Genomic DNA, 22,358 nt, shown 5'->3' with positions numbered 1-22,358 from the left:
CTCGACCGGGGCCGCCGAGGTCAGCCGATGGCCAGGCGGGACCGGAGGGCCTCGGCCCCGCGCCGCTCACTGCGCTGTTCCGTGGCGTACGCCAGGCGGACCGCCTCCTCCGCGCTGGCCAGCGCCTCCCCCGGACTGCCGGAAGCGGCCAGCGCCTCGGCCAGCACCATCGCTCCGATCACCTGGCTGCGAACGTCCTCGGCCGGGGCCGCCATCGCCCGGCGGGCCCAGTCGAGCGCCTGGTCCGGCTGCCCGTGGGCGAGCAGCGCCGACGCGTACCGGGCGAGGGTCTGCCGGCGGGAGAAGAGCATCGACGGGGTGCTTCCGGCCGCGGTGGCCACCGGCGCGAGCAGCCCCACCGCGGTCGCCGAGTCGCCGACCGCGAGCCGAGCGGTGGCCAGCAGCACCCGGGGCGCGACCTGGGCCGGCGCCTGCGGGTTGTTCGGCTCGACCGTGGTCAGCACCGCGCGGGCGTCCCGCTCGGCGGCCGTGACGTCGCCCATCTCCAGTGCCACGAAACCGCGCAGCGTGCCCGCCATCCCGGTCAACAGCGGGTGAGCCGTGCGATCGGCGTACCCCAGCGCGTCGGTGAACAGGTCGGCGGCGTGCGCCGGCTCGCCCAGCCCGCGCGCGACCACGCCCCGCACCACCAGCGCGAACCCGCACCCCCACTCGTCCGAGGCGGCAACGAAGTCCCGGTACGCCCGGCGGGCCTCCCGGTCCGCCTCGGCCAGGTCGCCCATCTCCGCGGTGGCGAACGCCTCGACCGCCCGCAACGTCCCGACCGCCCACGCCTCGCCCACCCGCTCACCGAACGGCAGGAAGACCCGCGCCAGCCGGTCGGCCTCGCGCAGCCGCCCGGCCAGCAGGCGCGCGAACGCCGTGGTTCCGCGTAGCCAGGCCCGCCCGTACGGGTCCTTCAACTCGGCGAAGAGTCGTGCGGCGCGGTTCAGGACGGCATCGGTGCCGGCGAAGTCGCCTCGGGTGGTGGTCACCCACGCGAGGTTCTGCAACGACCAGGCCTGCCCCCGCCGATCCTTGGCGGCGAGGCTGACCTGGTACGCGGCCGCCAGCCGGCTGCTCGCCTGGCTCAGCCGTCCGGCCACGAAATCGGCCATGCCCAACCGCCGCATGGCGGAGGCGCGCAGCGTCGGCAACCCACCGGCGGTGGCGACCTGCAGGGCCTCCTGCCACGCCTCGACCGCCCGGCCCTGGTCACCGAGTGTCTGGTGCGCCTGACCGGCCAGCAGGAGAGCGCTGGCCCGGGTCGCCTGCTCTCCCGCGTTGGCGGCGATCTTCTCCGCCGAAGCGAGGGCATCGGCGGCCCGGCCGATCTGGAGCAGGGCGCGAGCGTGGACCACGAGGTCGTTGGCCGGCACACCGTCGCGGGCCAGCTCGGCGGCGCGTTCGGCGTACTCGACGGCCAGTGCCGGCTCCCCTGCGGCGAGGGACCGGCGGGCGGCCTGGCCGAGCGCTGCGACGCCGAGCGGGACCACCGCGCGGGCCGGTGCGTCGGGGCGCAGCTTCACCGCGTCGGCGAGCGCCGCGGCGCGCTCGACGTGGGCGGCGACGAACTCGTCACGGTCGATGTCGGTGAAGTTGCCGGCCGGCGTCGGGACGTTGTCGTCCCCGACCGCGCACGGCGCCGCCCAGCGGGCCAGTGCGGCGTGCCGCTCGGCCAGTTCCGCCTTGCTGATCCCGGCATACGCGGCTTCCCGCATCAGCGGGGTGGCGAACGCGAATCCGGTACGTGTTCGGTGCAGCATGCGCCGTTGCAACAGCTCGTCGACCGCTCGTTCGAATTCGACCGCGATCACGGCGGCGGGCCGGCCGTCCAGCCCGGCGTGCTGCTCGCGCAGTGCCTCGAGGGCTCCGGCGGGCACCGTGTCACCGACCACCGCGGCGTCACGCAACACCGACCGGGCCTCCGGCGGCAGCGCGTCGATCCGGGCCGCCAGCACGGCGGCCAGGTCCCGGGAGAGCAGCCGGCTACCCAGCGAACCGGGCGACAGCCGCCAGGCGACGCTGGAGGTGCCGGCGCGATCGGCGACCGCGGTGAGGGCGCCCCGTTCCATCAACAGGGTGACCAGCTCGGCGAGGTAGAACGGGTTGCCCTGGGCGGTGGCGAGCAGCCGGTCGGCATCGGCCTGCGGCAGCTTCCCGCCGCTCAGGTAGGTGGTCAGCAGCCGGGCCGCGTCGGCACCGCGCAGCGGCGGCAGCGCGTGCACCTCGGCGTCGGCGACCCGGGTCAGCGCTCCCGCCGTCCGGACCAGCTCCGGCCGGCCGAGCAGCAGCACCAGCACCGGACCGGCGAGCCGGGACAGGGCCAGCCCGAGCGCGCGGATGGTCTCCGCCGTGGCGTCGTGCAGGTCGTCGACGATCACCACCAGCGGCGCCTCGCCGGCGAGCGCGCTGAGCAGGTCGGCGACCGCGTTCGGCACCGCCTCGGCATCGGCGGGCAGCTGGGCGGCCGTCCACCCGTCCTGATCGGTCGCGTCCGGAGGCAGCTCCGCGTAGCCGAGTAGAGCGAGGAGTTGGTCGACGGCGATCGGCGCCGGCTCGCCATCGCGTCCCAGCCGTTGACCGAGCCGGCGCAGCCGCTCCTCGACCGCCGGGCGGGTCAGCGCGGTGGACGCGTCGTTGGGCAGCCCGACCGCGGCCCGCACCAGGTCGGCCAGCGGAGCGAGCCGCCGCCGCTCGCCGAACGCCGCGCAGCGCACCGAGAGCACCCGGGCACCGGTGTGCGCCGCGTACCGGCCCGCGCCCACGTCGTACCCCGCGGCCAGGCGCTCCACCTCGGCGGCGAAGCGGGACTTGCCGACGCCCGCCTCGGCCGTCATCAGCAGCACCCGCGGCTCACCACGGTCGATTACCTCGGCGAGCCGGCCGGCGACCCGCCCGATCTCCGTCTCCCGCCCGACGAACGGCGCCTCGTCGCCGAGACCCGAGCGGGTGCCGGGAGCATCCAGGAGGCCGAGCAGCTCGTACGCCTCGACCGGATCACGCTTGCCCTTGAGCCGCAGCGGCCGCAGCGCCCGCCAGGACGCGACGTGCCGAGTGGCGGCGGCGGTCCGGGCACCGGCGTAGACCGCGCCGACGGCGGCGGCGTCGGCGAGCCGCGCGGCGGTGTTCACCGTGTCGCCGATGACCGTGTACTCGATGGCGGCCTGGATGCCCGCGATCACGTCGCCGGTGTTCAGCCCGACCCGCAGGCCGAGCGGCGCGCCGCCGCCGCGTTCGTCGTCGAGCACCCGGCGCACCGCCCGCTGCATGGACAGCGCGGCGCGGACCGCACGCTCGGCGTCGTCCTCGTGCGCCACCGGCGCGCCGAACACGGCCATGATCCCGTCACCGGTCAGCTTGTCGACGTGGCCGCCGAAGGTCTTCACCGCGCCGGCGAGAGCGGCGAGCACGCGGTCGGTGACGGCCCCGACCCGTTCCGGGTCGAGGTCCTCGGACCAGGAGGTGAAGTCGGAGAGGTCGCCGAAGAGCACGGTCACCACCCGGCGTTCGGCGGCCGGCAAGGTGGCGGCAGCCGGCAGCGCGGCGCCGCAGTTGTGGCAGAACCGCGCGCCGGGGACGGCAACGGTTCCGCACACCGGGCAGGTCACGGAAGCTCCAACTCCGTGTCCCCGGTCACGAATTCCCGGATCTCGGGACCGAGGTACTCCAGTTGCGCGCGCACCGACCATTCGGCCGCCCACCACAGGGACCGGTCGACGTCGGCGTAGACCACGGCGACCACCTCGGCGGCGGTGGTGGCGCCGGCGACGACCGCCGCCCGGACCTGGTCCAGGCGCGCCCGGCGGTGAGCCAGGTAGAAGTCGGCCGCCGCACCGCAGTCGGCCAGCGCCGGGCCGTGACCGGGCAGCGCCGGAACGCCCCGGTACGTCGAGAGCAGCTCCAGGCTCGTCAGGTAGTCACCGAGGTGCCCGTCCGGGTGCGCCACCACGGTGGTGCCCCGACCCAGGATGGTGTCGCCGGTGAGCACGACCCGCTCGTCGCCGTGCTCGACGAGGAGACAGACCGAGTCAGCGGTGTGCCCGGGGGTCGGTACGACGTGCAGGGTCAGCCCGGGAACCTCCGGGGCGGCGTCGGCGCCGAGCGGCCGGCCGTTGGTGGTGTGCGCCGGGTCGACAGCGCGTACCGGCACGCCGCCGAGCAGGTCGCTGAGCCTCGGCGCGCCCTCGGTGTGGTCCGCGTGACCGTGCGTGATCAGCACCAGCGCGATCGGCCCGTGCGCGGCGATCGCGGCCAGGTGCGCCTCGTCCGCCGGGCCCGGGTCGACGACGATCGCGCGCTCCTCACCCGGGGCACGGAGCACCCAGGTGTTGGTGCCGTCGAGGGTCATCGGCCCCGGGTTGGGCGCACGCAGCAGCGTCACCCAGGTCGGCAGCTGGTCGGCGAGCGCCGCTGCCGGCGCGGTCACGTGCCCGGTCATGGCTGCGATCGTACGGCCCCGCCCGCCCCTCCCCGCGATCTTGTGGAGACCCTCTGCGGGTTTGTGCCCGTTCGCGATCTTCGTCCCGAACGGGCCTGCGGGTCGTGCGGCGGAGCGGGGCCGCTCGGGTCAGCTGACCTCGACGATGACCTCGACCTCGACCGGGGCGTCGAGGGGCAGCTCAGCCACCCCGACGGCGCTGCGGGCGTGCCGACCGGCCTCCCCGAAGACGGCGCCGAACAAATCGGAGGCACCGTTGATCACGGCAGGCTGGCCGGTGAAGCCGGGAGCGGACGCCACGAAGCCCGTCAGCTTGACGATCTTCACGACGTTCTCCAGGCCGACCAGCGAGTCGATCGCGGCCAGCGCGTTGAGCGCGCAACGCTGGGCGAGATCCTTTGCCTGCTCGGCGGAGACGCCGGCGCCGACCTTGCCGGTGGCGAGCAGCTTCCCCTCCGCCATGGGCAGCTGGCCGGAGACGTAGACGTGATTGCCGGACTGCACCGCCGGCACGTAACTGGCCACGGGCGGGACCACCTCGGGCAGCTCGTAGCCGAGCTCGGCGAGCTTCGCGTGCGGACCGTTGCTCATGCCTTCGGCCGCTTCAGGTAGGCGACCAACTGGTCCGGGCTCGGACCGGGCACCACGGCGACGAGTTCCCAGCCGTCCTCACCCCAGTTGTCGAGGATCTGCTTGGTCGCGTGGACCAGCAGGGGGACCGTGGCGTACTCCCACTTTTGCATCGGTGCAGGGCTCCCTCGAAACGCGGATCGTTCGAGGCACAGCCTACGGACCGACGGAGGGCCGGGATGAAGGACGCTGCTCCGGCGCGGCGGGCAGTTCGCCGCAGGGGCCGCTGTGCTCGTACCGCTGGGGGCAGCGGGAGCGGTCGGGCAGGAGAAGGTCGCAGAAGACCCGGTACCTGTTGTTCTGGTCATCGGCGTTGGAAACGGTCGTCTCGCCCGCGTCCAGTTCGAGCAGGAAGCCGAGGGAGACCGCGATCCGGCCGGCGAGGGCGGTGGCCGAGGCCAGGTCGGGCACCCGGATCGGCAGATGGATCACGTAGCCGGGCTCCTCCTCCTCCCGGCCGTTCTCCGCGGTGCGCCGCAGCGTACGCACCACCTCGACCGGTTCCGCGATCGGACGGTACGACCGCTCGTTGATCGGCAGGCTGCCGACCGGCCCCTCGCCGTCGCCGGCGGAGCCGGTCCCGGCCCGGCGCGACCGATCGTTCGCCGGGAACTGGGCTCGAGGGGTGTTGTCCGCGTCGCGCATGCACTTCCTCCGGGCGTCGTACCTGCTCAAGTCCCTGCTCACCCGGTCCGGACGGGATGACCGGACGGGCTCCCCCGCGACGGCACGACCGTAGGTCCGGTGTCGGAGTCCCGCCAACAGGACGCGCACACCCTCCGCACCGCCAGTCACATATGCGACACATACCGTGTACGTGACAGACATTGGCCACGCTCCCACCCGACCGGTCGCCTCGGGCGACACCGACGGGTAGATCGACCGCTACCCTTCCGGTCGGACGGCACGACACGGCCGCCCACTCGACTTCACGCTCGACGCCGGGTGGCGGCGGGCGCCGCACCCCGGGGGAAGAGATGAGCCAGCCACCCAACGACGACGCGAGCGGATCCCGGGCCGTACCGCCGGCCCACCCCGGCGCCGAGCGACCTCTCCCCCCGCCCTACCCGGGACAGCCGATCCCGCCGGCGCCCCCAGCCGGCACCGGTGGTCCGGTCGCCCCGCCGCCGGCCACCTTCGCGGGTGGTCAGGTCGGTCAGCCGGGCGGTCCGGCGGGCCAACCGGGCGGTCAGCCCGGGCTCGCGGCCGGCTACCCGGCGACGCCGGGCGTTCCAGCAGGCGGACCTGCCGGTTACCCGGGCGTTCCAGCAGCTGGTCCCGCCGGCTACCCGGGCGTTCCAGCGAGCGGACCCGCCGGGTACCCGGGCGGGCAGCCTCCGGTCGGCTACCCGGCGACCTCGCCGGGCTTCCCGCCGGCTGATCCGGCGGCGGGAAGCCCGGGGTTCCCGCCACCCGCCGCGCCGAAGAAGAAGCGCGGCGTGCTGATCGCGGCGATCGCGCTGGCGGTGGTCCTGGTGCTCTGCGTCGGCGGTGGTGTCACCGCGTTCCTGACCCTGCGCAACGTGGAGATCGGCGAGGGGGCGAACGAGCCGGCGGCGGCGGTGGACCAGTTCCTCACCGCGGTCTACAAGGAGCGGGACGCGGTGAAGGCGGCGGAACTGGTCTGCGCCTCGGCCCGCGACGAAGACAAGATCGCCGCGAAGGTTGCCGAGGTGGAGAAGTACGCCTCGGCGTACCAGAACCCCCGTTTCCGCTGGAGCACGCCGAAGGTGGACAACCGGAACGCCGAGCGGGCCACCGTCTCGACCAAGGTCACCATGACCACGTCCGACGAGAAGGTCGCCGACCAGGAGCTGCGCTTCACCGTGGTGCAGAAGACGGGTTGGTGGGTCTGCGAGGTCGCCTGACCGCCGCGGCTGGATAGGCTCGACGGGTGCGAGCAGCTGAGCAGCCGGCCGACCCGACCGGTACCGCGTGGCCGGCCCGCCTGCACGTGGTCACCGGCAAGGGCGGCACCGGCAAGACGAGCGTGGCGGCGGCACTGGCCCTGGCCCTGGCCGCCGGCGGGCGGAGAACGCTACTGATCGAGGTCGAGGGACGGCAGGGCATCGCCCAACTGTTCGGCATCGACCCACTGCCGTACGAGGAGCGGCACCTCACCGACGCACCCGACGGCGGCGAGGTGCGGGCTCTGGCGGTGGACGCCGAGGAGGCGCTGCTCGAGTACCTCGACATGTTCTACCGGCTCGGCGCGGCCGGGCGGGCGCTGCGCAAGTTCGGTGCGATCGACTTCGCCACCACAATCGCTCCCGGGCTGCGGGACGTGCTGCTGACCGGGAAGGCCAAGGAGGCGACCACCCGCACCGTCGACCAGCGCCGGGTGTACGACGCCGTGGTGCTGGACGCCCCGCCCACCGGGCGGATCGGCCGGTTCCTCAACGTGACCGCGGAGACCGCCCGACTGGCCAAGGTCGGCCCGATCAAGACGCAGAGCGAGGGCGTCGCGGCGCTGCTGCGCTCGCCGATCACGGCGGTGCACGTCGTCACCCTGCTGGAGGAGATGCCGGTCCAGGAGACCGTGGACGCGATCGCCGATCTGACCTCCTTCGGATTCCCCGTGGGCCGGATCATCGTCAACGGCACCCGTCCGCCCCTGCCGGCCGACCGGGTGGTCAGCGCCGCCGAGTTGCGCCGCGGCCTGCTCGCCGCGGGCCTACCCGCGGACCGGGAAACCGTCGCCGGTCTCCATACCGAGGCACACGACCAGGTCATCCGCCGGGAACTGGAGGATTCACTCCGGGCCGACCTGGTCGAGCTGGGGCTCCCGATGACCGAGTTGCCGTTGTTGCCCGACGGGGTCGACCGGGCCGGGCTGGCCGCGCTCGCCGAAGCCCTGCGGCGAGCCGATTGACTCACACCTGTCGTCGGCACGGGCGCATGGACCCAGCCGGCCCGATACGCTCGATTGGTGCCTTCTGCAGACGCGGCGCCACAGCTGGACGTCGACCAGATCCTCGCTGATCCGGGCGTCCGGATCGTGGTGTGCTGCGGCGCCGGCGGGGTCGGGAAGACGACCACGGCCGCCGCGCTCGCGCTGCGAGCCGCGGAGCAGCACGGACGCCGCACGGTGGTGCTCACCATCGACCCGGCCCGCCGGTTGGCCCAGTCGCTCGGCCTCACGGAACTGGACAACACGCCCCGCCAGGTGAAGGGCATCGACGTCGAGACCAGCGGCGGCGAGCTGCACGCGATGATGCTCGACATGAAGCGGACCTTCGACGACGTGGTGCTGCAGCACACCGACCCGACGAAGGCCGCGGAGATCTTCGCCAACCCCTTCTACCAGGCCATGAGCTCGACCTTCGCCGGCACTCAGGAGTACATGGCGATGGAGAAGCTGGGGCAGCTGCACGCCCGGGGCGAGTGGGATCTGATCGTGGTCGACACCCCGCCGTCCCGCTCGGCGCTGGACTTCCTGGACGCGCCCGCCCGGCTCTCCCGTTTCCTCGACGGTCGGATGCTGCGCATGCTGCTCGCTCCGGCGCGCAGCGGCGGGCGGAGCGTGTTCAGCCTGGTCACGGCGTCGTTCGGGATGTTCTCGAAGGTCGTGCAGAAGGTGCTGGGCGCGCAATTGCTGACCGACCTCTCCGGCTTCGTGGCGGCGCTCGACTCGATGTTCGGCGGCTTCCGGCAGCGTGCCGAGCAGACGTACCGCATCCTCCAGGCACGCGAGACGGCATTCCTGTTGGTCGCGGCGCCGGAACCGGACGCGGTCCGGGAGGCCGCCTACTTCGCCAGCCGGCTGCGCGAGGAGCGGATGCCGCTGACCGGCCTGGTGCTCAACCGGGTGCATCGGCCCGCGGTGCCCACGCTGGACGCGGCCAGCAGCCGGGCCGCGGCGGACCGGCTGGCCGAGCTGGGTGGGCACGAGGGCACCGCCGACGTGCTGCGGGCGCACGCCGCGCTCGCCCGTCAGGCGGTACGCGAGCAGCAGGTGGCCGCCCGGTTCACCGAGGCGTTCCCGCTGGTGCCGACGGTGTCGGTGACAGCACAGCCCGCCGACGTCCACGACGTCGACGGGCTGCGAACGATCGGCGCGGCGATCAGCCGGTCGTGACCAGGTCCTTGCCGGCCTTCTCCTTCGCGTTCTTCTTCATGGCCGCCTCGAACATCTTGCGCCAGCTCGTCACCTGCGGGTGACGGCGCAACAGCGCCCGCCGTTCGCGTTCGGTCATGCCACCCCACACACCGAATTCGATCCGGTTGTCGAGCGCGTCGGCCAGGCACTCGTACCGAACTGGGCAGCTCCGGCAGATCCGCTTCGCCACGTTCTGTTCGGCGCCCTGTACGAACAGCGCGTCCGGGTCCCCGTTCTGACACGCCGCCAGCGACGGCCAGTCAGCAATCATGCCCATGCGTACACGTCCCCCCTTGCAGTACCTACCGACCTCGTTACGCGTCAGCCGGCAATCCCCCCGATCGCCCGCCCGGCCTTCCCCTAGGCGGCACGGACGACATGTGGCGCTGTCGCCGTCCACCATCATGCTCTGTAGTCACCCGATTACGCAACGTTGTCGGCCAAATCCATCATTCCGGACACTCCCGGCTTCCCGGGCCATCGATCGCCGCTTACCCCGCCCCAGTACGCGAAAACGCTGCGAAGACCCGTCTCGGGAAGGAAAACTCGCGGCAGGTCTCACGCAACCACGCACCAGGGGTCGTGCGTTTAGCACAACGAGGGCAGCGCGCGCAGGAAATGGGGAAAGAACGCCCCAGCGCCCCTCGTTCCCTACTCGCGTACCCTGTCGAGGTGACCTGGATGCGGAAACGTGACCACAATGTGCTGACCAACGCCGCATCGCTACTCATATGTGGCCTACTGGCCGGCGTGGTGGTCGCAGCGGCGGCCTTCCCCGCGGTGGCGATGTCCGGACTGGCCGCGAAGGCCGGCGCGGAGACATTCGGCGCTCTGCCCACAGAGCTGACCGTGGCCCGCGCACCGCAGATCACGTACATCCTGGCCAGCGACGGCAAGACACCACTGGCCAGCATGTACGACGAGAACCGCAAGGACGTCAAGCTCGCCGACGTCTCGCCGTACATGCAGAAGGCCATCGTCGCGGCCGAGGATCACGACTTCTACAAGCACAATGGCGTCGACATCAACGGCATCGCCCGCGCCTTCGTGAACAACCAGTCCGGCGCCAACTCGCAGCAGGGTGCCTCCACCCTGACCATGCAGTACGTCCGGCTGGCCATCGCGTACTCGGCCACCCACCCGGCCGACGTCGTCGCGGCGACCGAGGACACCAGCGCCCGCAAGCTGCGCGAGATGCGCTACGCGCTCCAGATCGACAAGGAGCTCTCCAAGGATGAGATCTTGGAGCGCTACCTGAACATCGCGTCGTTCGGTAACGGCGCCTACGGGATCTATGCCGCGAGCCAGGTCTACTTCGGCAAGAGCCCCAAGAACCTCACGATCCCGGAGGCGGCAATGCTCGCCGGGATGGTCAAGGCGCCCAGCACCAACGACCCGACCACCAAGAGCGGTTACCCGCTCGCCCTGCAGCGGCGCGACTACGTCATCCAGAACATGGTCGACACCGGCGCGATCACCAAGGAGGAGGCGGCGGCCGCGAAGGCCACCAAGCTGGAGGTCAAGGGCAAGCGGGCACCGAACGGTTGCGTGGCCACCAACAAGAAGGAGTGGGGCTTCTTCTGCGACTACTTCTACCGGTGGTGGTTGCAGCAGGAGACCTTCGGCTCCACCTCGTACGACCGGGAGCGGCGCCTCAAGACCGGTGGCTACGTCATCACCACCACCCTCGACGTCCAGGCGCAGACGGGCGCGGACAAGGCCGTACGCAAGGCGAAGAGCGTCAACAGCAAGGAAGCCGCCATGGTGGCCGTGGTCGAGCCGGGCACCGGTCGGGTACGCGCGCTCGCGGTGAACCGGAACTACAAGCTCGACGACCCGAAGAACCCGCAGAACAAGATGCACAGCGACCCGAAGCAGCGCGCGAAGGGCAAGCGCGGCAACTATCCGAACACGGTGAACCCGCTGCTCACCGGCGGTGACGGCATCACCGGTTACCAGGCCGGCTCGACTTTCAAGATCTTCACGATCGTGGCGGCGCTGGAGAAGGGCATTCCGCTCAGCTACACCTACAACGCGCCGCAGCAGTTCAAGTCCGAATACGTCATCGACCCCAGCAGTGACGCCGCCTGCCCGGGCACGCACTTCTACTGCCCGACCAACTCCAACCTGAAGCCGGGCGGCGTACAGAACATGTGGAGCGCATTCAGCGCCTCGACCAACACGTACTTCGTGCCCCTCGAGCAGAAGGTCGGCGCGGAGAACGTGGTCGACGCAGCCAAGCGGATGGGCATCCAGTTCCGGGCCACCGAGGACGCCGACCTCGCCGGCACCAAGGGGTCGGCCCACCAGTGGGGTGCGTTCACCCTCGGCGTCTCGCAGACCACCCCGCTGGAGCTCGCCAACGCGTACGCCACCCTCGCCGCGGACGGCAAGTACTGCGAGCCGATCCCGGTGCAGTCGATCCGCGACCTGGACGGTAAGAAGCTGGACATCGCCAACCCGCGCTGCGAGAAGCGGATCAGCACCCAGGTCGCCCGGGCCGCCGTGGACGCCGCCCGCTGCCCGGTCGGTGACAACTCCCCGACCACCAAGTGCGGCGGCAGCCGTACGGCGTCGAACGTGCGCGGCATCGTCGACGCGCCGGTGGCCGGCAAGTCCGGCACCACCGACTCGGAGAAGACCGCCGCCCTGGTCGCCATGACCAAGCAGTACGCGGTGGCCGGCATCATGGCCGACCCGGACTGGCCGCAGACCAACAAGAAGATGGGGCACGACGTGCCCGACGGCATCAACCCGCCGGTCTACCAGACGCTCCGCGACGCGATGAAGCACAAGGAGCGGATCGATTTCGAGCCGCCCGGTCAGAAGATCTCAAACGGTGACCAGCGCTCGATTCCCGACGTGAAGTGCCAGTCCGTCGACACCGCGAAGTCCCGGATCAACGGCGCCGGTTTCGAGGCCGTCGTCTCCGACGCGAGGGTCGCCTCCAGCTGCCCGCCCGGCACGGCCGCCGGCACCAGCCCGGACGGCCGGACCATCAAGGGCGGCGTGGTGACCATCCAGATCAGCAGTGGCGGTGGGGGTTCACCCGGCAACCGTCCCGGCAACCCGCCGGGCGACCAGCCTGACCGCCCGGGCAACGACCGTCCGGGCGGCCGTCCCGGCGGCTGAGCTGCGCCGGTCCGGACACCCAGCCTGAACGATGACGGGCGGGCACCCTTCGTGGGTGCCCGCCCGTCCGCACATACCGACCCCACCGCGCGCACCCCGAGGGCGCCCACCCAGAGGCCACTCTTTCAGCGAAAGAGTGGCCATCGCCCGCCCAGAGGGCACTCTTTCGCTGAAAGAGTGGCTATCGGTCGGTGTCAGAGGCCGAGCTGGCGGCGTACCTCCGCGGCCACCCGGCCACCCTCGGCCCGGCCCGCCACCGCGGCCTGGGCCGACTTCATGGCCGGGCCCATCTGCGCCTTGCCGGTGAAACCGCCCGCCGCCAGCGCCTGCGAGACCAGCTCGGCCAGCTCGTCGTCGGAGAGCTGCTTCGGCAGGTATCGCTCCAGCACCTCCCCCTCGGCGGTCTCCTTGGCGGCCTGCTCGGCGCGGCCGGCGTCGGCGAACGCGGCCGCCGACTCGCGGCGCTTCTTCGCCTCCTTGGTCAGCACCGCGAGCACCTCGTCATCGGAGAGCTCGCGCTTCACCTTCCCGGCGACCTCCGCGGTGCCCACCGCGGCCAGCGCCAGCCGCAGGGTGGACGTGGTCAGCTCGTCACGCGCCTTGAGGGCGTTACGCATGTCTGCGGTGAGGCGGTCCTTCAGCGTGCTCATGGACGGTCAAACTACCCTGATCGGCATGCGAAAGCGCACAGTATTCCGGCTCGCGGCCGCCACCGCCGCGGTGGGCGCGGCCACCCTGGCGTACGCGTCGCTCATCGAGCGCAACCTGTACACCCTGCGCCGGTACGACGTACCGGTGCTGCCGACCGACGCGGAGCCGCTGCGTGTCCTGCACATCTCGGACCTGCACATGACGCCCGATCAGGCGCGCAAGCAGCGCTGGGTGGCGTCGTTGGCGGCACTCGATCCCGACCTGGTCGTGGTGACCGGCGACAACATGGCGCATCCGGAGGCCGTACCGGGGGTGCTGCGCGCCCTGCAACCGTTGCTCGACTACCCCGGCGTCTTCGTGTTCGGCTCCAACGACTACACCGGCCCGGTCTGGAAGAACCCGTTCACCTACTTCCTCCCCGACCGGGAGTACGTCGAGGGCGTCGAGCTGCCGTACGAGGAGCTGCGCGAGGTGTTCACCGGCGCCGGCTGGATCGACCTCAACAACGCCCGGACGACGTTGAAGGCCGGCGGGCGGCTCATCGATCTGGTCGGCGTGGACGACCCGCACGTCGAGCGGGACGATTACACCGCCGTGGCCGGACCGGTCGCCACGTCGGCCGAACTCTCGATCGCGCTCACGCACTCTCCCGAGCCACGCGTGCTCGACCAGATGGCCGCGGACGGCTTCGGCCTGCTGCTCGCCGGACACACCCACGGCGGACAGGTCTGCGTACCGGGGGTCGGGGCGCTCGTCACCAACTGCGGGCTGCCCAGGTCGATGGCACAGGGGCTGCACCGCTGGCCGGGCTCCGACTCCTGGCTGCACGTCTCCGCCGGTCTCGGCACCCACCCGACCGCACCGGTCCGGTTCGCCTGTCCGCCGGAGGCGAGCATCCTCACACTCATCCCCCGCTGATCACTCACTCGCCCGCGGGCGGGCCGGCCTGGCTCGCCCGCGGGTGCCGCGTCCGCGGCAGCGCGGCCGGCTCCGGATCCGCCCCGTTCCCCGGCATTCTCGGCACGTGGTGGATCTCGGTCACCTGACTTCGAGCGACTTGTCCGGATCTTGGCCCGGCCTCGGCAGCGACCGGCCCAACCGGCCGGCGCGACGGTCCGCGGAGGCGGCCCGACCCAGGGGGGTACCGAGTTGGAGCGCCAAGGCGGGTGGGCTACTATTTGTCGGCACGCCTCGGGGTGTGGCGCAGCTTGGTAGCGCGCTTCGTTCGGGACGAAGAGGTCGTCGGTTCGAATCCGGCCACCCCGACCTGAGGTAACAGCAGGTCAAGGCCCCTCCACGGAGGGGCCTTGATTCGTTTCCAGGGGCCACCACTCATCCTCAGGCAGCGAACGCGGGGAGCACCCCGCGGTCGCGTGTCGAGTGCCTGCCTGCTCGCGCCCCATGACCTTCGCAACATCGTTGATCGGTACGTGAGATGGGATGACATCCCGCCCGCCACCGACCCGGGCAGCCGCACCGGCATACCTCACCTTGAACGCCGTGGCGCTCGGCCGTGTACCGCTCCTGAACGGATCGCCTCGCCCACCACAGTGGACGAGCGACACGTCGTTCGGGATGCTTTTGCCGGTTGGAAGCACGGTCGAAACCCTCCGCGCCCTCGGCGGACTCGATCAGGGCGCGGGTCAGCGATGCAAGATCGTGGTTGGATTCATGTCGGCGAGTTACGAACCACGGCGCTGGGGGTCCAGGGCTCTCCGCTCGCCGTTCGGATGGCAAGCTCGTGTCTCGTGATCGACGATCTTGTTGAAGACGATCTGCGCGGCCCGCTCACTTCGATACGTCCGGCGCCGACCCGGAAGCTCGGTGAAGGCGCCGTGAGAAATCCGAATCTCGTGGAGGTTCGCTCGTGAGGGCCGCCATCGTCGCGGCCGCAGTCGCGTTCATCATCTCCCTGTTCGGCACGCCAGTGGCAGTTCGCGTCTTCACCGCGCTCAAGGCCGGACAGCCGATCCGATCCCTCGGCCTCGCCTCGAACGAGGGCAAAAGGGGCACGCCTGCGATGGGTGGCGTCGTGTTCATTGTGGCGACCGTCGTCGCCTACGTCGCCGGGCACTTGACGCTGACGACGCTGCCCGATGGCCAGATCGCGCAGGTGAAGCCGACCATGACGGCCCTCGTCCTGCTCGGCCTCTTCGTCTTTTGCGGCGCGGTCGGCTTCGTCGACGATTACCTCAAGGTCCGCCGGCGCAACTCCGACGGCCTGTCCGCCAAGGGCAAACTGCTCGGCCAGGCGATCATCGGCACCGGATTCGGCATCGCCGCGCTCTACGTGGCGAGCGCCAACGCCAGACCGTGGCCAGCGAGCACATCTCATTCATCCGGGACATCAGTTGGCTGAACGTCGGCAAGGTCGGCTCGGTGATCGTGTTCGTATTCGTCATCACGGCGATGTCGAACGGTGTGAACCTCACCGACGGCCTCGACGGCCTGGCCACCGGCGCGTCGACCCTGGTGCTCGGCGCATACGCGCTGATCGGGTACTGGCAGTATCGGCACTGGTGCGCCGACGAGACGTACGCCCGCGCGAACGACTACTGCTACCAGGTCCGCGATCCTCTGGAGATCGCCATGATCGCGGCCGCGGCCGCTGGCGCCTGCGTGGGCTTCCTGTGGTGGAACACGTCCCCGGCACGGATCTTCATGGGCGACGTGGGCGCGCTCGGGCTCGGCGCCCTGATCGGCGGGCTCGCGGTGGCAACCCGCACCACGCTGCTGTCGATCCTGATCGGCGGTCTCTTCTTCATCATCACGGTCACCTGGGTGATCCAGATTGTGTCGTACCGGACCACCGGAAGACGTGTCTTCCGGATGGTGCCGTTGCATCACCACTTCGAGCTGGCTGGATGGAGCGAAGCCAACATCGTGGTCCGATTCTGGATCGTGGCCGGCGTCTGCGCGGCCGTCGGCCTGGGCCTGTTCTACTCGGACTTCCTGGCGGTCGTCGGATAGAAGCCACGCGACGAGGCTGTCGTGCCGTCGACGGCGATCCGCCGGGCAGCCCGGTTCCCGCACGCCGAAGAGGTCTGGAAAGCCAGAGCGTTGACGCTGCACATGGCCGTAGTGAAGATCAGCGCATGACCGCCGACGACTCGAACGCGCCCGTTGAACGTGAGCCGCAGCGACCTCGGGAGATGCCGCTCGGCAAGATGTGGCTGTTTGGCGCAATGGGTGCAGTGGCCGCTATCGCCGCCATCGTGATCGCCCCGGCGAACCCTGCTGGCTGGGTCTTGCTTGCATCGCTTGGTGGACTTGGCTGGCTGACACGTGTCGAACTGCTCGGCGTGGCGTGGTGCAGCAGTCGGACGAATGACCGCTGCGGCCCCGCACGGGTAGCCGATGCTGCGCCTGCCACGGGACCGCACTGCCGCATGACAGCCACCGCCATCGGTGGCATCGCGCACGCCTTCACCAGCAGAGCCTGATCCGGCGCCGCGTTGCGACCACAACGTGCTCTGCACAACAGACCCATTCGCCGTTGCAGGGCCGACGTTCCCGGCGAGGCAGAACCTCGAAACAAGCACCATCGATTCGCTGTCAGACTCCGGTACGAGGACCGGGCACCGCCCGTACGGATCGGTCAGCGGAGAAGCTGCTGCTTCCCGCCCGTACCGATGGATCCGCTGTTACAGCTCGACCCAGTAACGTCGCGCCGTACCGAGTTCGGTGTCCCGAATGTCCTCCAGGACGCCACCCTGACGCTCGATCGTCCGCGCCGAGGCGGTGTTGTTGACCTCGCAGGTGATCAATACCCGATTCATGCCGAGCGTTCGTGCCTCGTCGAGCATCCGGCCCAGCGCCCAGCTGGCCAGCCCGCGGCGGCGCGCGGACGGCCGGACGCCGTAGCCGATGTGCCCGCCGACCCGCAACAGGAAGTCGTCGAGCTCGTGCCGCAGGGCGATTCCGCCGAGCACCTGGTCACCCTCGACGATCCATCGGTAGGTGCAGTGCACCCGCCCGGCGTCCAGCGGCTTCATCGGATCCGACTCCTCCGTGAGCCGGGCCACCCAGGCAGTGAACCCGTCGGACGACTGCACCTCGTCGGACGGCCGCAGGCCGAAACCGTCCTCATGAACGCCGGGGCCCCAGTCGTCCCGCGCATCCAGCCAGGCCGTGTGGAGGCGGACGGTGGGGGCGATCAGCTCGGGCACCCGGCGACGATACCGGCCGACGTGGATCTCGCGGCGGCGACTAGCATCCGGGGCTGTGCTGCGCAGTTGGGGTCCACCGGGGCTGCTGCTGGCGAGCGGACTGTTCGCCGCGTCCGGCCAGCGGTCGCTGTGGGCCGGTGCCGTCTGGCTGGCGGTCCTCGCCGCGCTGGCGTTCATGTTGTCGCCGCTGGCCTTCCCGCGTTCGGTCTTGGCGGCACAGGCACGGCAGCACAGCGCGGCGGACGGTCGGCCGGTCGTCTACTGGCGGCCCGGTTGTCAGTACTGCCTCCGCCTGCGCTTCCGGCTCGGCCGTGCCGCTCGCCGGGCTCACTGGGTCAACATCTGGAGCGACCCGGCCGGGGCGGCGGCCGTCAGGGCGGTCGCCGGTGGGAACGAGACGGTGCCGACGGTGGTGCTGGCCGACGGTGAGTCGGCCGTCAATCCGAGCCCGGACTGGTTCCGACGCCGGCTGGGACCGTAGCCCTGATCCGCCCACAGTCGACGGCGGCCGGCAGCAGGGGCCAGTGACCGGCGACAGCCGGGGGCCGGCGGCCGGCGCGCCAGCTCCGACCCGGGTGACGCGGCCAGATCAGCTCGCCGGCTCGGCGGCGAGTGGCGCCGCCAACTCGCCGTACCTCCGCTCCACCGCACACTGCACGACCAGCACCACCACCAGCAGCGCCAGGGCGGAGAGCGCCGGCAGCAGCCGAGCCGGTGCCACGAGCAGCAGCAGCACGACGGCACCGACGACCGGCGGCAGCGCGGTACGGCCGGCGGTGAGCCGCAGGCAGAGCCCTCGGCCGACGAGGTAGAGCGCGCCACCGGCGTAGAGGGCGACGACGCTCGGCAGGCCCAGCTGATCGACGGTGCCGTGGTGTATGAGTATGGCCAGCACCTGCTCGATGCCGAGCGCGATGTACATGATTCCGGCGATCATCGGCAGGTGGGCGAGGCTGAAGGCGTCGCTGGCGATGATGCCCCGCCGCGCCCGCGGCGCGGTCGCCATGACGTACTCGATGACCGGCGCGAACCGGTCGAAGTACAACCGCCACAAGCAGACGGTGACCACGAAGCCGAGCAGCGCCGCCAGCAGCACCCACCAGGTGGCCAGCTCCGCACCCGCACCGAGGCCGATCGAGATCAGCGACTCGCCGATCGCAATGATGATCACTAGGCGGTGACGCTCGGCGAAGTGGCTGACGCTGCGTAGTTCCCACGGGCTGTAGCCGGAGGCGATCCGGCCGCCACCGACGTCGACCAGGAACGCCACCGTCCAGAGCACCGTCTGCGCCGTGCCGCCGACCAGCGCTCCGGCCACCAGCGGGAGCGACGCCAGCGCCAGCGGAATCGCGCTGAGCCGGAGCGTGCGGGTGAGCCGGGGACTGCGGGACACGTACAGGTAGAGCGTCAGGTGCAGGACCCGTACGGCCAGGTAGGCGGCGGCGAGCAGGAGCGGCGCTGGCAGCTGGCTCTCCTCCTCCTGCCAGGCGTGCGAAATCGCCAGCGCCGCCACGAAGAGTGCCGCCATGGCGGTCAGGGTGCCGGTGCGGATCAGGCCGACGTCGGCGCGTGCCTCGTTGCCCAGCCAGGCGTACGCGGACCAGGAGAACCACAGCAGCAGGATGAGGATCAGCCCACGGAGCATCGTGACGGCGGTGGGGGTCTCCGCCATGAACTCGACGATCCGGGTGAGCGCGAAGACGAAGACGAGATCGAAGAAGATCTCGAAGTTGGTCGTCCGGTGCGTCTCCTCGGTCGTCTCGTACCGGTACCGGGGGATGCGCACCCCGTCATCTTCGTGGCCTCGACGAGGCGCCGAGGCCGGTTCCGCGAACGGGCGGAGGCGACGAGGCCGGTTCGGCGACGACGGCGCTCAGTCGTGCCGTTCGGCGCGCTCGATCTCGGCGAACGCCGCGACGAGGTAGGCGTCGAACGGCCGGCCGGTGTGGGCCGACAGGTCGGCGACGAGCAGCGGGGCGTGCCGGGCGATCGTCGGTGGATCCGGCGGCGAATCGTCGCCGTCCGGGTCGTACACCCCGAGCGCGCCGGCGAGCAGGACCAGCAGTACGTGCGGATCGACGTCGGAGCGCCACTGCGCCGCGCCGCGGGCGCAGCGTTCCAGCACCTGTCGGACGTCGTCGCCGTCCACGCCGTCCGGGTGGCTCTCCTCGAGCAGCAGCCGGACCACCGCGCCGAGGACCAGCCCCGACCGATCGGCCGTCGCCAGGCGGGCCACCGACTCGTCGTACGCCCGCGCGTCACGCTGCCGTGCGGCGCTGACCGCCTCGACGGCGGTCTCCGCGATCTCGCGGGCGGATGCGGGCAGATGACGCCAGGTGGTGGTCACCCGGCCAGCATTGCAGAGGGGTCGGACACCGGCCGGGGGTGGACTCGGTCACGAATCGGCGTTCTGCCGGGCGGGGCGACGACAAATCGAGTCGCACACTGTCACAGCCAACGCAGAGAATGCGGGCATGTTGCGTCGCGCCCTGCCCCGCCGTCCCGAAGCCCGACGCATCCTCGTCGGCACCCTGCTCTCGGCGATCGGGCGCGGTCTCACCCTGCCGTTCCTCTTCATCTACCTGACCGACGTGCGCGGGCTCACCGATGCCCGCGCCGGCCTGGTGATCGGCTGGTACGGCGCGGTCACGCTGGTGCTGTCGCCGCTCGGCGGCACCCTGATCGACCGGTTCGGTGCTCGCCGGGTGGTGCTCCCCTGTCTGCTGATCGAGGCCGTGGGCACCGGCGCGCTCGCCCTGGTCCATTCGAGCGCGTCCGCGTTCCTGGTGGTCACCGTGATCGCGATCGGCAGTTCGGCCATCTGGTCCGGGCAGAACACCATCCTCGCCTCACTGACCGACGACGGCGAGCGGCAGCGCGTCTTCGGGCTGAACTTCGCCCTGCTCAACCTCGGCATCGGCATCGGCGGCATGACCTCGGGCGCGATCGTCGACACCGGCCGCCCGGTGACCTTCCAGATGATCTACCTGCTGGACGCGGTGAGCTACCTGATGCCCGCCCTTATCCTGCTCACCCTGCCCGGCGTCGGCCGTCGGATCAGCTCGGCTGCGGCGGGCGACCGGCAGTCCGGGGGCGGCTACCTCACGGTGCTGCGCGACCGTCCGTTCCGCCGCCTGGTGATCTTCGGTCTGATCCTCACCACCTGTGGCTACGCGCAGATCGAGGTGGGCTTCACCGCTTACGCCGTCCGGGTCGTCGAGGTGAGCCCCCGGGTGGTGGCCTGGGCCCTCGCCGCCAACACCGTGATGATCGTGCTCGCACAGCTGGTGGTGATCCGGCGGCTGGAGGGGCGGAGCCGCACCGGCGCGCTCGCGGCGGTGGGTGCGGTGTTCGCCACCGCCTGGCTCGTCCTGGGTGCCGCCGGCCTGGTCGGTACGGGCAACGCGCTCGTCGCCGCGCTCGGCGTGGTGGCCTGCTCAGCGATCTTCGGCTTCGGCGAGACGATGCTCTCGCCGGTCATGCCGGCGCTGACCAACGCGCTCGCCACCGACGAGCTTCGCGGCCGCTACAACGCGGTGAGTTCCATGATCTTCGGTATCAGCGGGGTGATCGGCCCGGTGACGGCCGGCCCGTTGATCGGCGCGGCCGACGGCAAGGTGTGGGTCGTGGCCGTCGTCGGCGGTTGTCTGCTCGCGTCCGTGGTGGCGCTCTCCCTGCGTCGCCTGCTCGGCCCCGCCGAGGACGGCCGTGCGCGGAACGCCGAGGTCGTCCCCGAGCCCGCCCCCGCTTCGGCCTGACCCCGTGCGGGGCGCACGCCCCGCACACCCCGCTCCGCCCCGCACCGCGCACCCCGTCGGCCCACCCCTCCGGCCCACCTCGTCGGCCCACCCTCCGGCCCACGAAGATCGCGCTCGCTCCACGAAGTAGTGGCATCGTGCGATCCCGCACACCACTACTTCCCTGTTCGAGCGTGATCTTCAGGGCCGGGAGAGCGCCGACGGCGCAGGATGGATCGGCCCACGTGTTCGATCGGGGCCGGCCGTGGGTCAGAAACCGCAGGTCCGCCCGGCGGAGTGGCTGACCTGGACGGTGTGCGTCACGCAGTTGCGGTCGACCACCAGGTGCAGCAGGAACCCGGTGGGCTCGGTGACCCAGCCGATCGGTTCGTCCGAGGTCATGGTGAGCGACGCCTGCCGCCAGGTGCTGGGTGCGGTGGTGAGCACGGTGCCGGCGAACGCCGCGGTGACCGGGCGGTGCAGGTGGCCGGCGCCGATCCGGACCACGTGCCGGTGCCGGCCGACCACCTCGGCGAGCGCATCGGCGTCCGCCAGCCCGATCGCGTCGGCGGCTGGTAGCCCCACGACCACCGGCGGGTGGTGCAGGAAGACCAGTGCCGGCACGTCCGGCCGCCCGGCCAGCACGCCGTCGAGCCAACCCAGCTGCTCCTCGCCGAGCTGCCCGCCGTCCGCGCCCGGCACGAGGGAGTCCAGGACGATGACGGTCGCCGCCGGGTGATCGACGTGGTAGTACGCGGAGAACCCACCGCCCAGCCACGGCGTACCGCCGAACTGGTCGAGCAGCGACTCGCGGTCGTCGTGGTTGCCCGGTGCCAGGTGCACCGGCAGCGGGAATCGGCCGATCACCTCCCGGAGCGTGAGGTACTCGTCGGGTCGTCCGCGGTCGACGAGGTCACCGGTGATCACCACGCAGTCGGGGCGGGGCCGCAGCGCGAGTACCCGGCCGAGCGCTTGGTGCAGCCCGGTGGCCGGGTCGGCGGCGAGCGGACCGGTGGTCAGGTGCGGATCACTGAGCTGGGCGATCAGCATGCGCGCCTCCTCGCGGACGAGGTCTTCACGCTACCGCCGTGGCCGCCCGCCGGTGGGTGCGACGGACAGCCACTGTTGTCCCGGTCCCGGTCCCGGCGGCCGCAAGCGGCCGGGACGGCTCGGACGAGCTCGCGCCCGACACCCTGTCAGCACCGGACGAACTCCGGCGAGCGCGCCGCAGGGCTGACCGGCGCCGTCGCCCCACTGGTGCCACGCATCCACCGGTGCTGTCGCCCGGCTGCGCCGCACTATCCACCGACGCCCGTCGCCCCACTGGCGCCGCACTATCCACCGGCGCCCTCCCCCACTGCGCCGCGCTATCCACCGACGCCGTCCACAGCCTGTGGATAGCACATGTGTACGAAGGGCGTGCGCGATCTTGATCGGGGCGGCGCTGGTCACGTCATGAGTACGCTTGGTCGCAGGTTCGGCACCGGCCGACCCCACCC

General features: G+C 71.4%; 18 protein-coding genes, 1 tRNA gene and 2 pseudogenes. 10 read left to right on the top strand and 11 right to left on the bottom strand.

The window, feature by feature from the left end; all coding sequences use genetic code 11:
- Positions 1-20 precede the first annotated feature (20 nt).
- The 5 genes from AB0F98_RS27970 to AB0F98_RS27950 form a co-directional block, all read right to left on the bottom strand.
- On the bottom strand, positions 21-3,611 hold the full coding sequence (locus AB0F98_RS27970; protein ID WP_357741230.1) for an adenylate/guanylate cyclase domain-containing protein: 3,591 nt from the start codon (positions 3,609-3,611) through the stop codon (positions 21-23).
- Positions 3,608-4,441, bottom strand: a complete 834-nt coding sequence (locus AB0F98_RS27965; RefSeq protein WP_357741227.1) for an MBL fold metallo-hydrolase — start codon at positions 4,439-4,441, stop codon at positions 3,608-3,610. The genes AB0F98_RS27970 and AB0F98_RS27965 overlap by 4 nt, the downstream gene beginning before the upstream one ends.
- A 129-nt stretch (positions 4,442-4,570) precedes the next feature.
- The gene (locus AB0F98_RS27960) at positions 4,571-5,032 is read right to left on the bottom strand and encodes a RidA family protein (RefSeq protein WP_357741224.1); all 462 of its coding nucleotides are present in this window, start codon (positions 5,030-5,032) and stop codon (positions 4,571-4,573) included.
- The gene (locus AB0F98_RS27955) at positions 5,029-5,184 is read right to left on the bottom strand and encodes a DUF4177 domain-containing protein (RefSeq protein WP_132350902.1); all 156 of its coding nucleotides are present in this window, start codon (positions 5,182-5,184) and stop codon (positions 5,029-5,031) included. The genes AB0F98_RS27960 and AB0F98_RS27955 overlap by 4 nt, the downstream gene beginning before the upstream one ends.
- A 43-nt stretch (positions 5,185-5,227) precedes the next feature.
- Positions 5,228-5,716, bottom strand: coding sequence for a hypothetical protein (locus AB0F98_RS27950; RefSeq protein ID WP_357741220.1), 489 nt, complete (start codon positions 5,714-5,716; stop codon positions 5,228-5,230).
- Between the two features lie 713 nt (positions 5,717-6,429).
- Between AB0F98_RS27950 and AB0F98_RS27945 the strand changes: the two are divergent.
- The 3 genes and pseudogenes from AB0F98_RS27945 to AB0F98_RS27935 all read left to right on the top strand — a co-directional run.
- Positions 6,430-6,939, top strand: a pseudogene (locus tag AB0F98_RS27945) (hypothetical protein); the annotation flags it as partial.
- 26 nt (positions 6,940-6,965) lie between these two features.
- The gene (locus tag AB0F98_RS27940; RefSeq protein WP_357741217.1) at positions 6,966-7,943 is read left to right on the top strand and encodes an ArsA-related P-loop ATPase; all 978 of its coding nucleotides are present in this window, start codon (positions 6,966-6,968) and stop codon (positions 7,941-7,943) included.
- Positions 7,944-7,997: 54 nt separating this feature from the next.
- Complete coding sequence (locus tag AB0F98_RS27935) at positions 7,998-9,149, top strand: ArsA-related P-loop ATPase (RefSeq protein ID WP_357741214.1); 1,152 nt, start codon at positions 7,998-8,000, stop codon at positions 9,147-9,149.
- Here AB0F98_RS27935 and AB0F98_RS27930 read toward each other — a convergent pair.
- On the bottom strand, positions 9,136-9,447 hold the full coding sequence (locus AB0F98_RS27930) for a WhiB family transcriptional regulator (protein ID WP_120680036.1): 312 nt from the start codon (positions 9,445-9,447) through the stop codon (positions 9,136-9,138). The genes AB0F98_RS27935 and AB0F98_RS27930 overlap by 14 nt on opposite strands.
- Positions 9,448-9,851: 404 nt before the next feature.
- On the opposite strand from AB0F98_RS27930, the gene AB0F98_RS27925 reads away from it, so the two are divergent.
- The gene (locus tag AB0F98_RS27925) at positions 9,852-12,302 is read left to right on the top strand and encodes a transglycosylase domain-containing protein (RefSeq protein WP_357741210.1); all 2,451 of its coding nucleotides are present in this window, start codon (positions 9,852-9,854) and stop codon (positions 12,300-12,302) included.
- Between the two features lie 194 nt (positions 12,303-12,496).
- Here the strand turns inward: AB0F98_RS27925 and AB0F98_RS27920 are convergent, their stop codons facing one another.
- Positions 12,497-12,952 (bottom strand): GatB/YqeY domain-containing protein, encoded by a 456-nt coding sequence (locus AB0F98_RS27920; RefSeq protein ID WP_357741207.1) that lies wholly within the window; start codon positions 12,950-12,952, stop codon positions 12,497-12,499.
- A 25-nt stretch (positions 12,953-12,977) separates the two neighbouring features.
- On the opposite strand from AB0F98_RS27920, the gene AB0F98_RS27915 reads away from it, so the two are divergent.
- The 4 genes and pseudogenes from AB0F98_RS27915 (at position 12,978) to AB0F98_RS27900 (ending at position 16,396) form a co-directional block, all read left to right on the top strand.
- Positions 12,978-13,871 (top strand): metallophosphoesterase, encoded by an 894-nt coding sequence (locus AB0F98_RS27915; protein ID WP_357741203.1) that lies wholly within the window; start codon positions 12,978-12,980, stop codon positions 13,869-13,871.
- A 274-nt stretch (positions 13,872-14,145) separates the two neighbouring features.
- A tRNA-Pro gene (locus AB0F98_RS27910) sits at positions 14,146-14,219 on the top strand.
- Between the two features lie 601 nt (positions 14,220-14,820).
- Positions 14,821-15,923 (top strand): annotated as a pseudogene (gene mraY, locus AB0F98_RS27905) (phospho-N-acetylmuramoyl-pentapeptide-transferase).
- Positions 15,924-16,048: 125 nt separating this feature from the next.
- Entirely contained in the window at positions 16,049-16,396 is a 348-nt protein-coding gene (locus AB0F98_RS27900) for a hypothetical protein (RefSeq protein ID WP_357741200.1), read from the top strand.
- 201 nt (positions 16,397-16,597) lie between these two features.
- Here the strand turns inward: AB0F98_RS27900 and AB0F98_RS27895 are convergent, their stop codons facing one another.
- Positions 16,598-17,122, bottom strand: a complete 525-nt coding sequence (locus AB0F98_RS27895; protein ID WP_357741197.1) for a GNAT family N-acetyltransferase — start codon at positions 17,120-17,122, stop codon at positions 16,598-16,600.
- A gap of 55 nt (positions 17,123-17,177) precedes the next feature.
- On the opposite strand from AB0F98_RS27895, the gene AB0F98_RS27890 reads away from it, so the two are divergent.
- Entirely contained in the window at positions 17,178-17,603 is a 426-nt protein-coding gene (locus AB0F98_RS27890; RefSeq protein ID WP_357741194.1) for a glutaredoxin domain-containing protein, read from the top strand.
- A 108-nt stretch (positions 17,604-17,711) separates the two neighbouring features.
- On the opposite strand, the gene AB0F98_RS27885 is transcribed toward AB0F98_RS27890, so the two are convergent.
- Both AB0F98_RS27885 and AB0F98_RS27880 read right to left on the bottom strand, forming a co-directional pair.
- The gene (locus tag AB0F98_RS27885) at positions 17,712-18,908 is read right to left on the bottom strand and encodes a low temperature requirement protein A (RefSeq protein WP_357741191.1); all 1,197 of its coding nucleotides are present in this window, start codon (positions 18,906-18,908) and stop codon (positions 17,712-17,714) included.
- A gap of 87 nt (positions 18,909-18,995) precedes the next feature.
- Positions 18,996-19,469, bottom strand: coding sequence for a hypothetical protein (locus AB0F98_RS27880; protein ID WP_357741188.1), 474 nt, complete (start codon positions 19,467-19,469; stop codon positions 18,996-18,998).
- A gap of 127 nt (positions 19,470-19,596) precedes the next feature.
- Here AB0F98_RS27880 and AB0F98_RS27875 point away from each other — a divergent pair, with 127 nt between their 5' ends.
- Complete coding sequence (locus AB0F98_RS27875) at positions 19,597-20,880, top strand: MFS transporter (protein WP_357741185.1); 1,284 nt, start codon at positions 19,597-19,599, stop codon at positions 20,878-20,880.
- Positions 20,881-21,129: 249 nt separating this feature from the next.
- Here AB0F98_RS27875 and AB0F98_RS27870 read toward each other — a convergent pair whose 3' ends face one another.
- Positions 21,130-21,909, bottom strand: a complete 780-nt coding sequence (locus AB0F98_RS27870) for a phosphodiesterase (protein WP_357741182.1) — start codon at positions 21,907-21,909, stop codon at positions 21,130-21,132.
- Positions 21,910-22,358 lie beyond the last annotated feature (449 nt).

This window comes from Micromonospora sp. NPDC023737 (genome assembly GCF_040639715.1).
In the GTDB taxonomy this organism is placed as follows: Bacteria; Actinomycetota; Actinomycetes; order Mycobacteriales; family Micromonosporaceae; genus Micromonospora.
This window is presented reverse-complemented; position numbering and strand designations above follow the sequence as displayed.

Excerpts from the sequence above, each read along its gene's own strand:
- AB0F98_RS27965 (WP_357741227.1), bottom strand. The coding sequence starts at position 4,441 with ATGACCGGGCACGTGACCGCGCCGGCAGCGGCGCTCGCCGACCAGCTG.
- AB0F98_RS27960 (WP_357741224.1), bottom strand. The coding sequence starts at position 5,032 with ATGAGCAACGGTCCGCACGCGAAGCTCGCCGAGCTCGGCTACGAGCTG.
- AB0F98_RS27955 (WP_132350902.1), bottom strand. The coding sequence starts at position 5,184 with ATGCAAAAGTGGGAGTACGCCACGGTCCCCCTGCTGGTCCACGCGACC.
- AB0F98_RS27950 (WP_357741220.1), bottom strand. The coding sequence starts at position 5,716 with ATGCGCGACGCGGACAACACCCCTCGAGCCCAGTTCCCGGCGAACGAT.
- AB0F98_RS27930 (WP_120680036.1), bottom strand. The coding sequence starts at position 9,447 with ATGGGCATGATTGCTGACTGGCCGTCGCTGGCGGCGTGTCAGAACGGG.
- AB0F98_RS27925 (WP_357741210.1), top strand. The coding sequence starts at position 9,852 with ATGCGGAAACGTGACCACAATGTGCTGACCAACGCCGCATCGCTACTC.
- AB0F98_RS27920 (WP_357741207.1), bottom strand. The coding sequence starts at position 12,952 with ATGAGCACGCTGAAGGACCGCCTCACCGCAGACATGCGTAACGCCCTC.
- AB0F98_RS27915 (WP_357741203.1), top strand. The coding sequence starts at position 12,978 with ATGCGAAAGCGCACAGTATTCCGGCTCGCGGCCGCCACCGCCGCGGTG.
- AB0F98_RS27900 (WP_357741200.1), top strand. The coding sequence starts at position 16,049 with ATGACCGCCGACGACTCGAACGCGCCCGTTGAACGTGAGCCGCAGCGA.
- AB0F98_RS27875 (WP_357741185.1), top strand. The coding sequence starts at position 19,597 with ATGTTGCGTCGCGCCCTGCCCCGCCGTCCCGAAGCCCGACGCATCCTC.
- AB0F98_RS27870 (WP_357741182.1), bottom strand. The coding sequence starts at position 21,909 with ATGCTGATCGCCCAGCTCAGTGATCCGCACCTGACCACCGGTCCGCTC.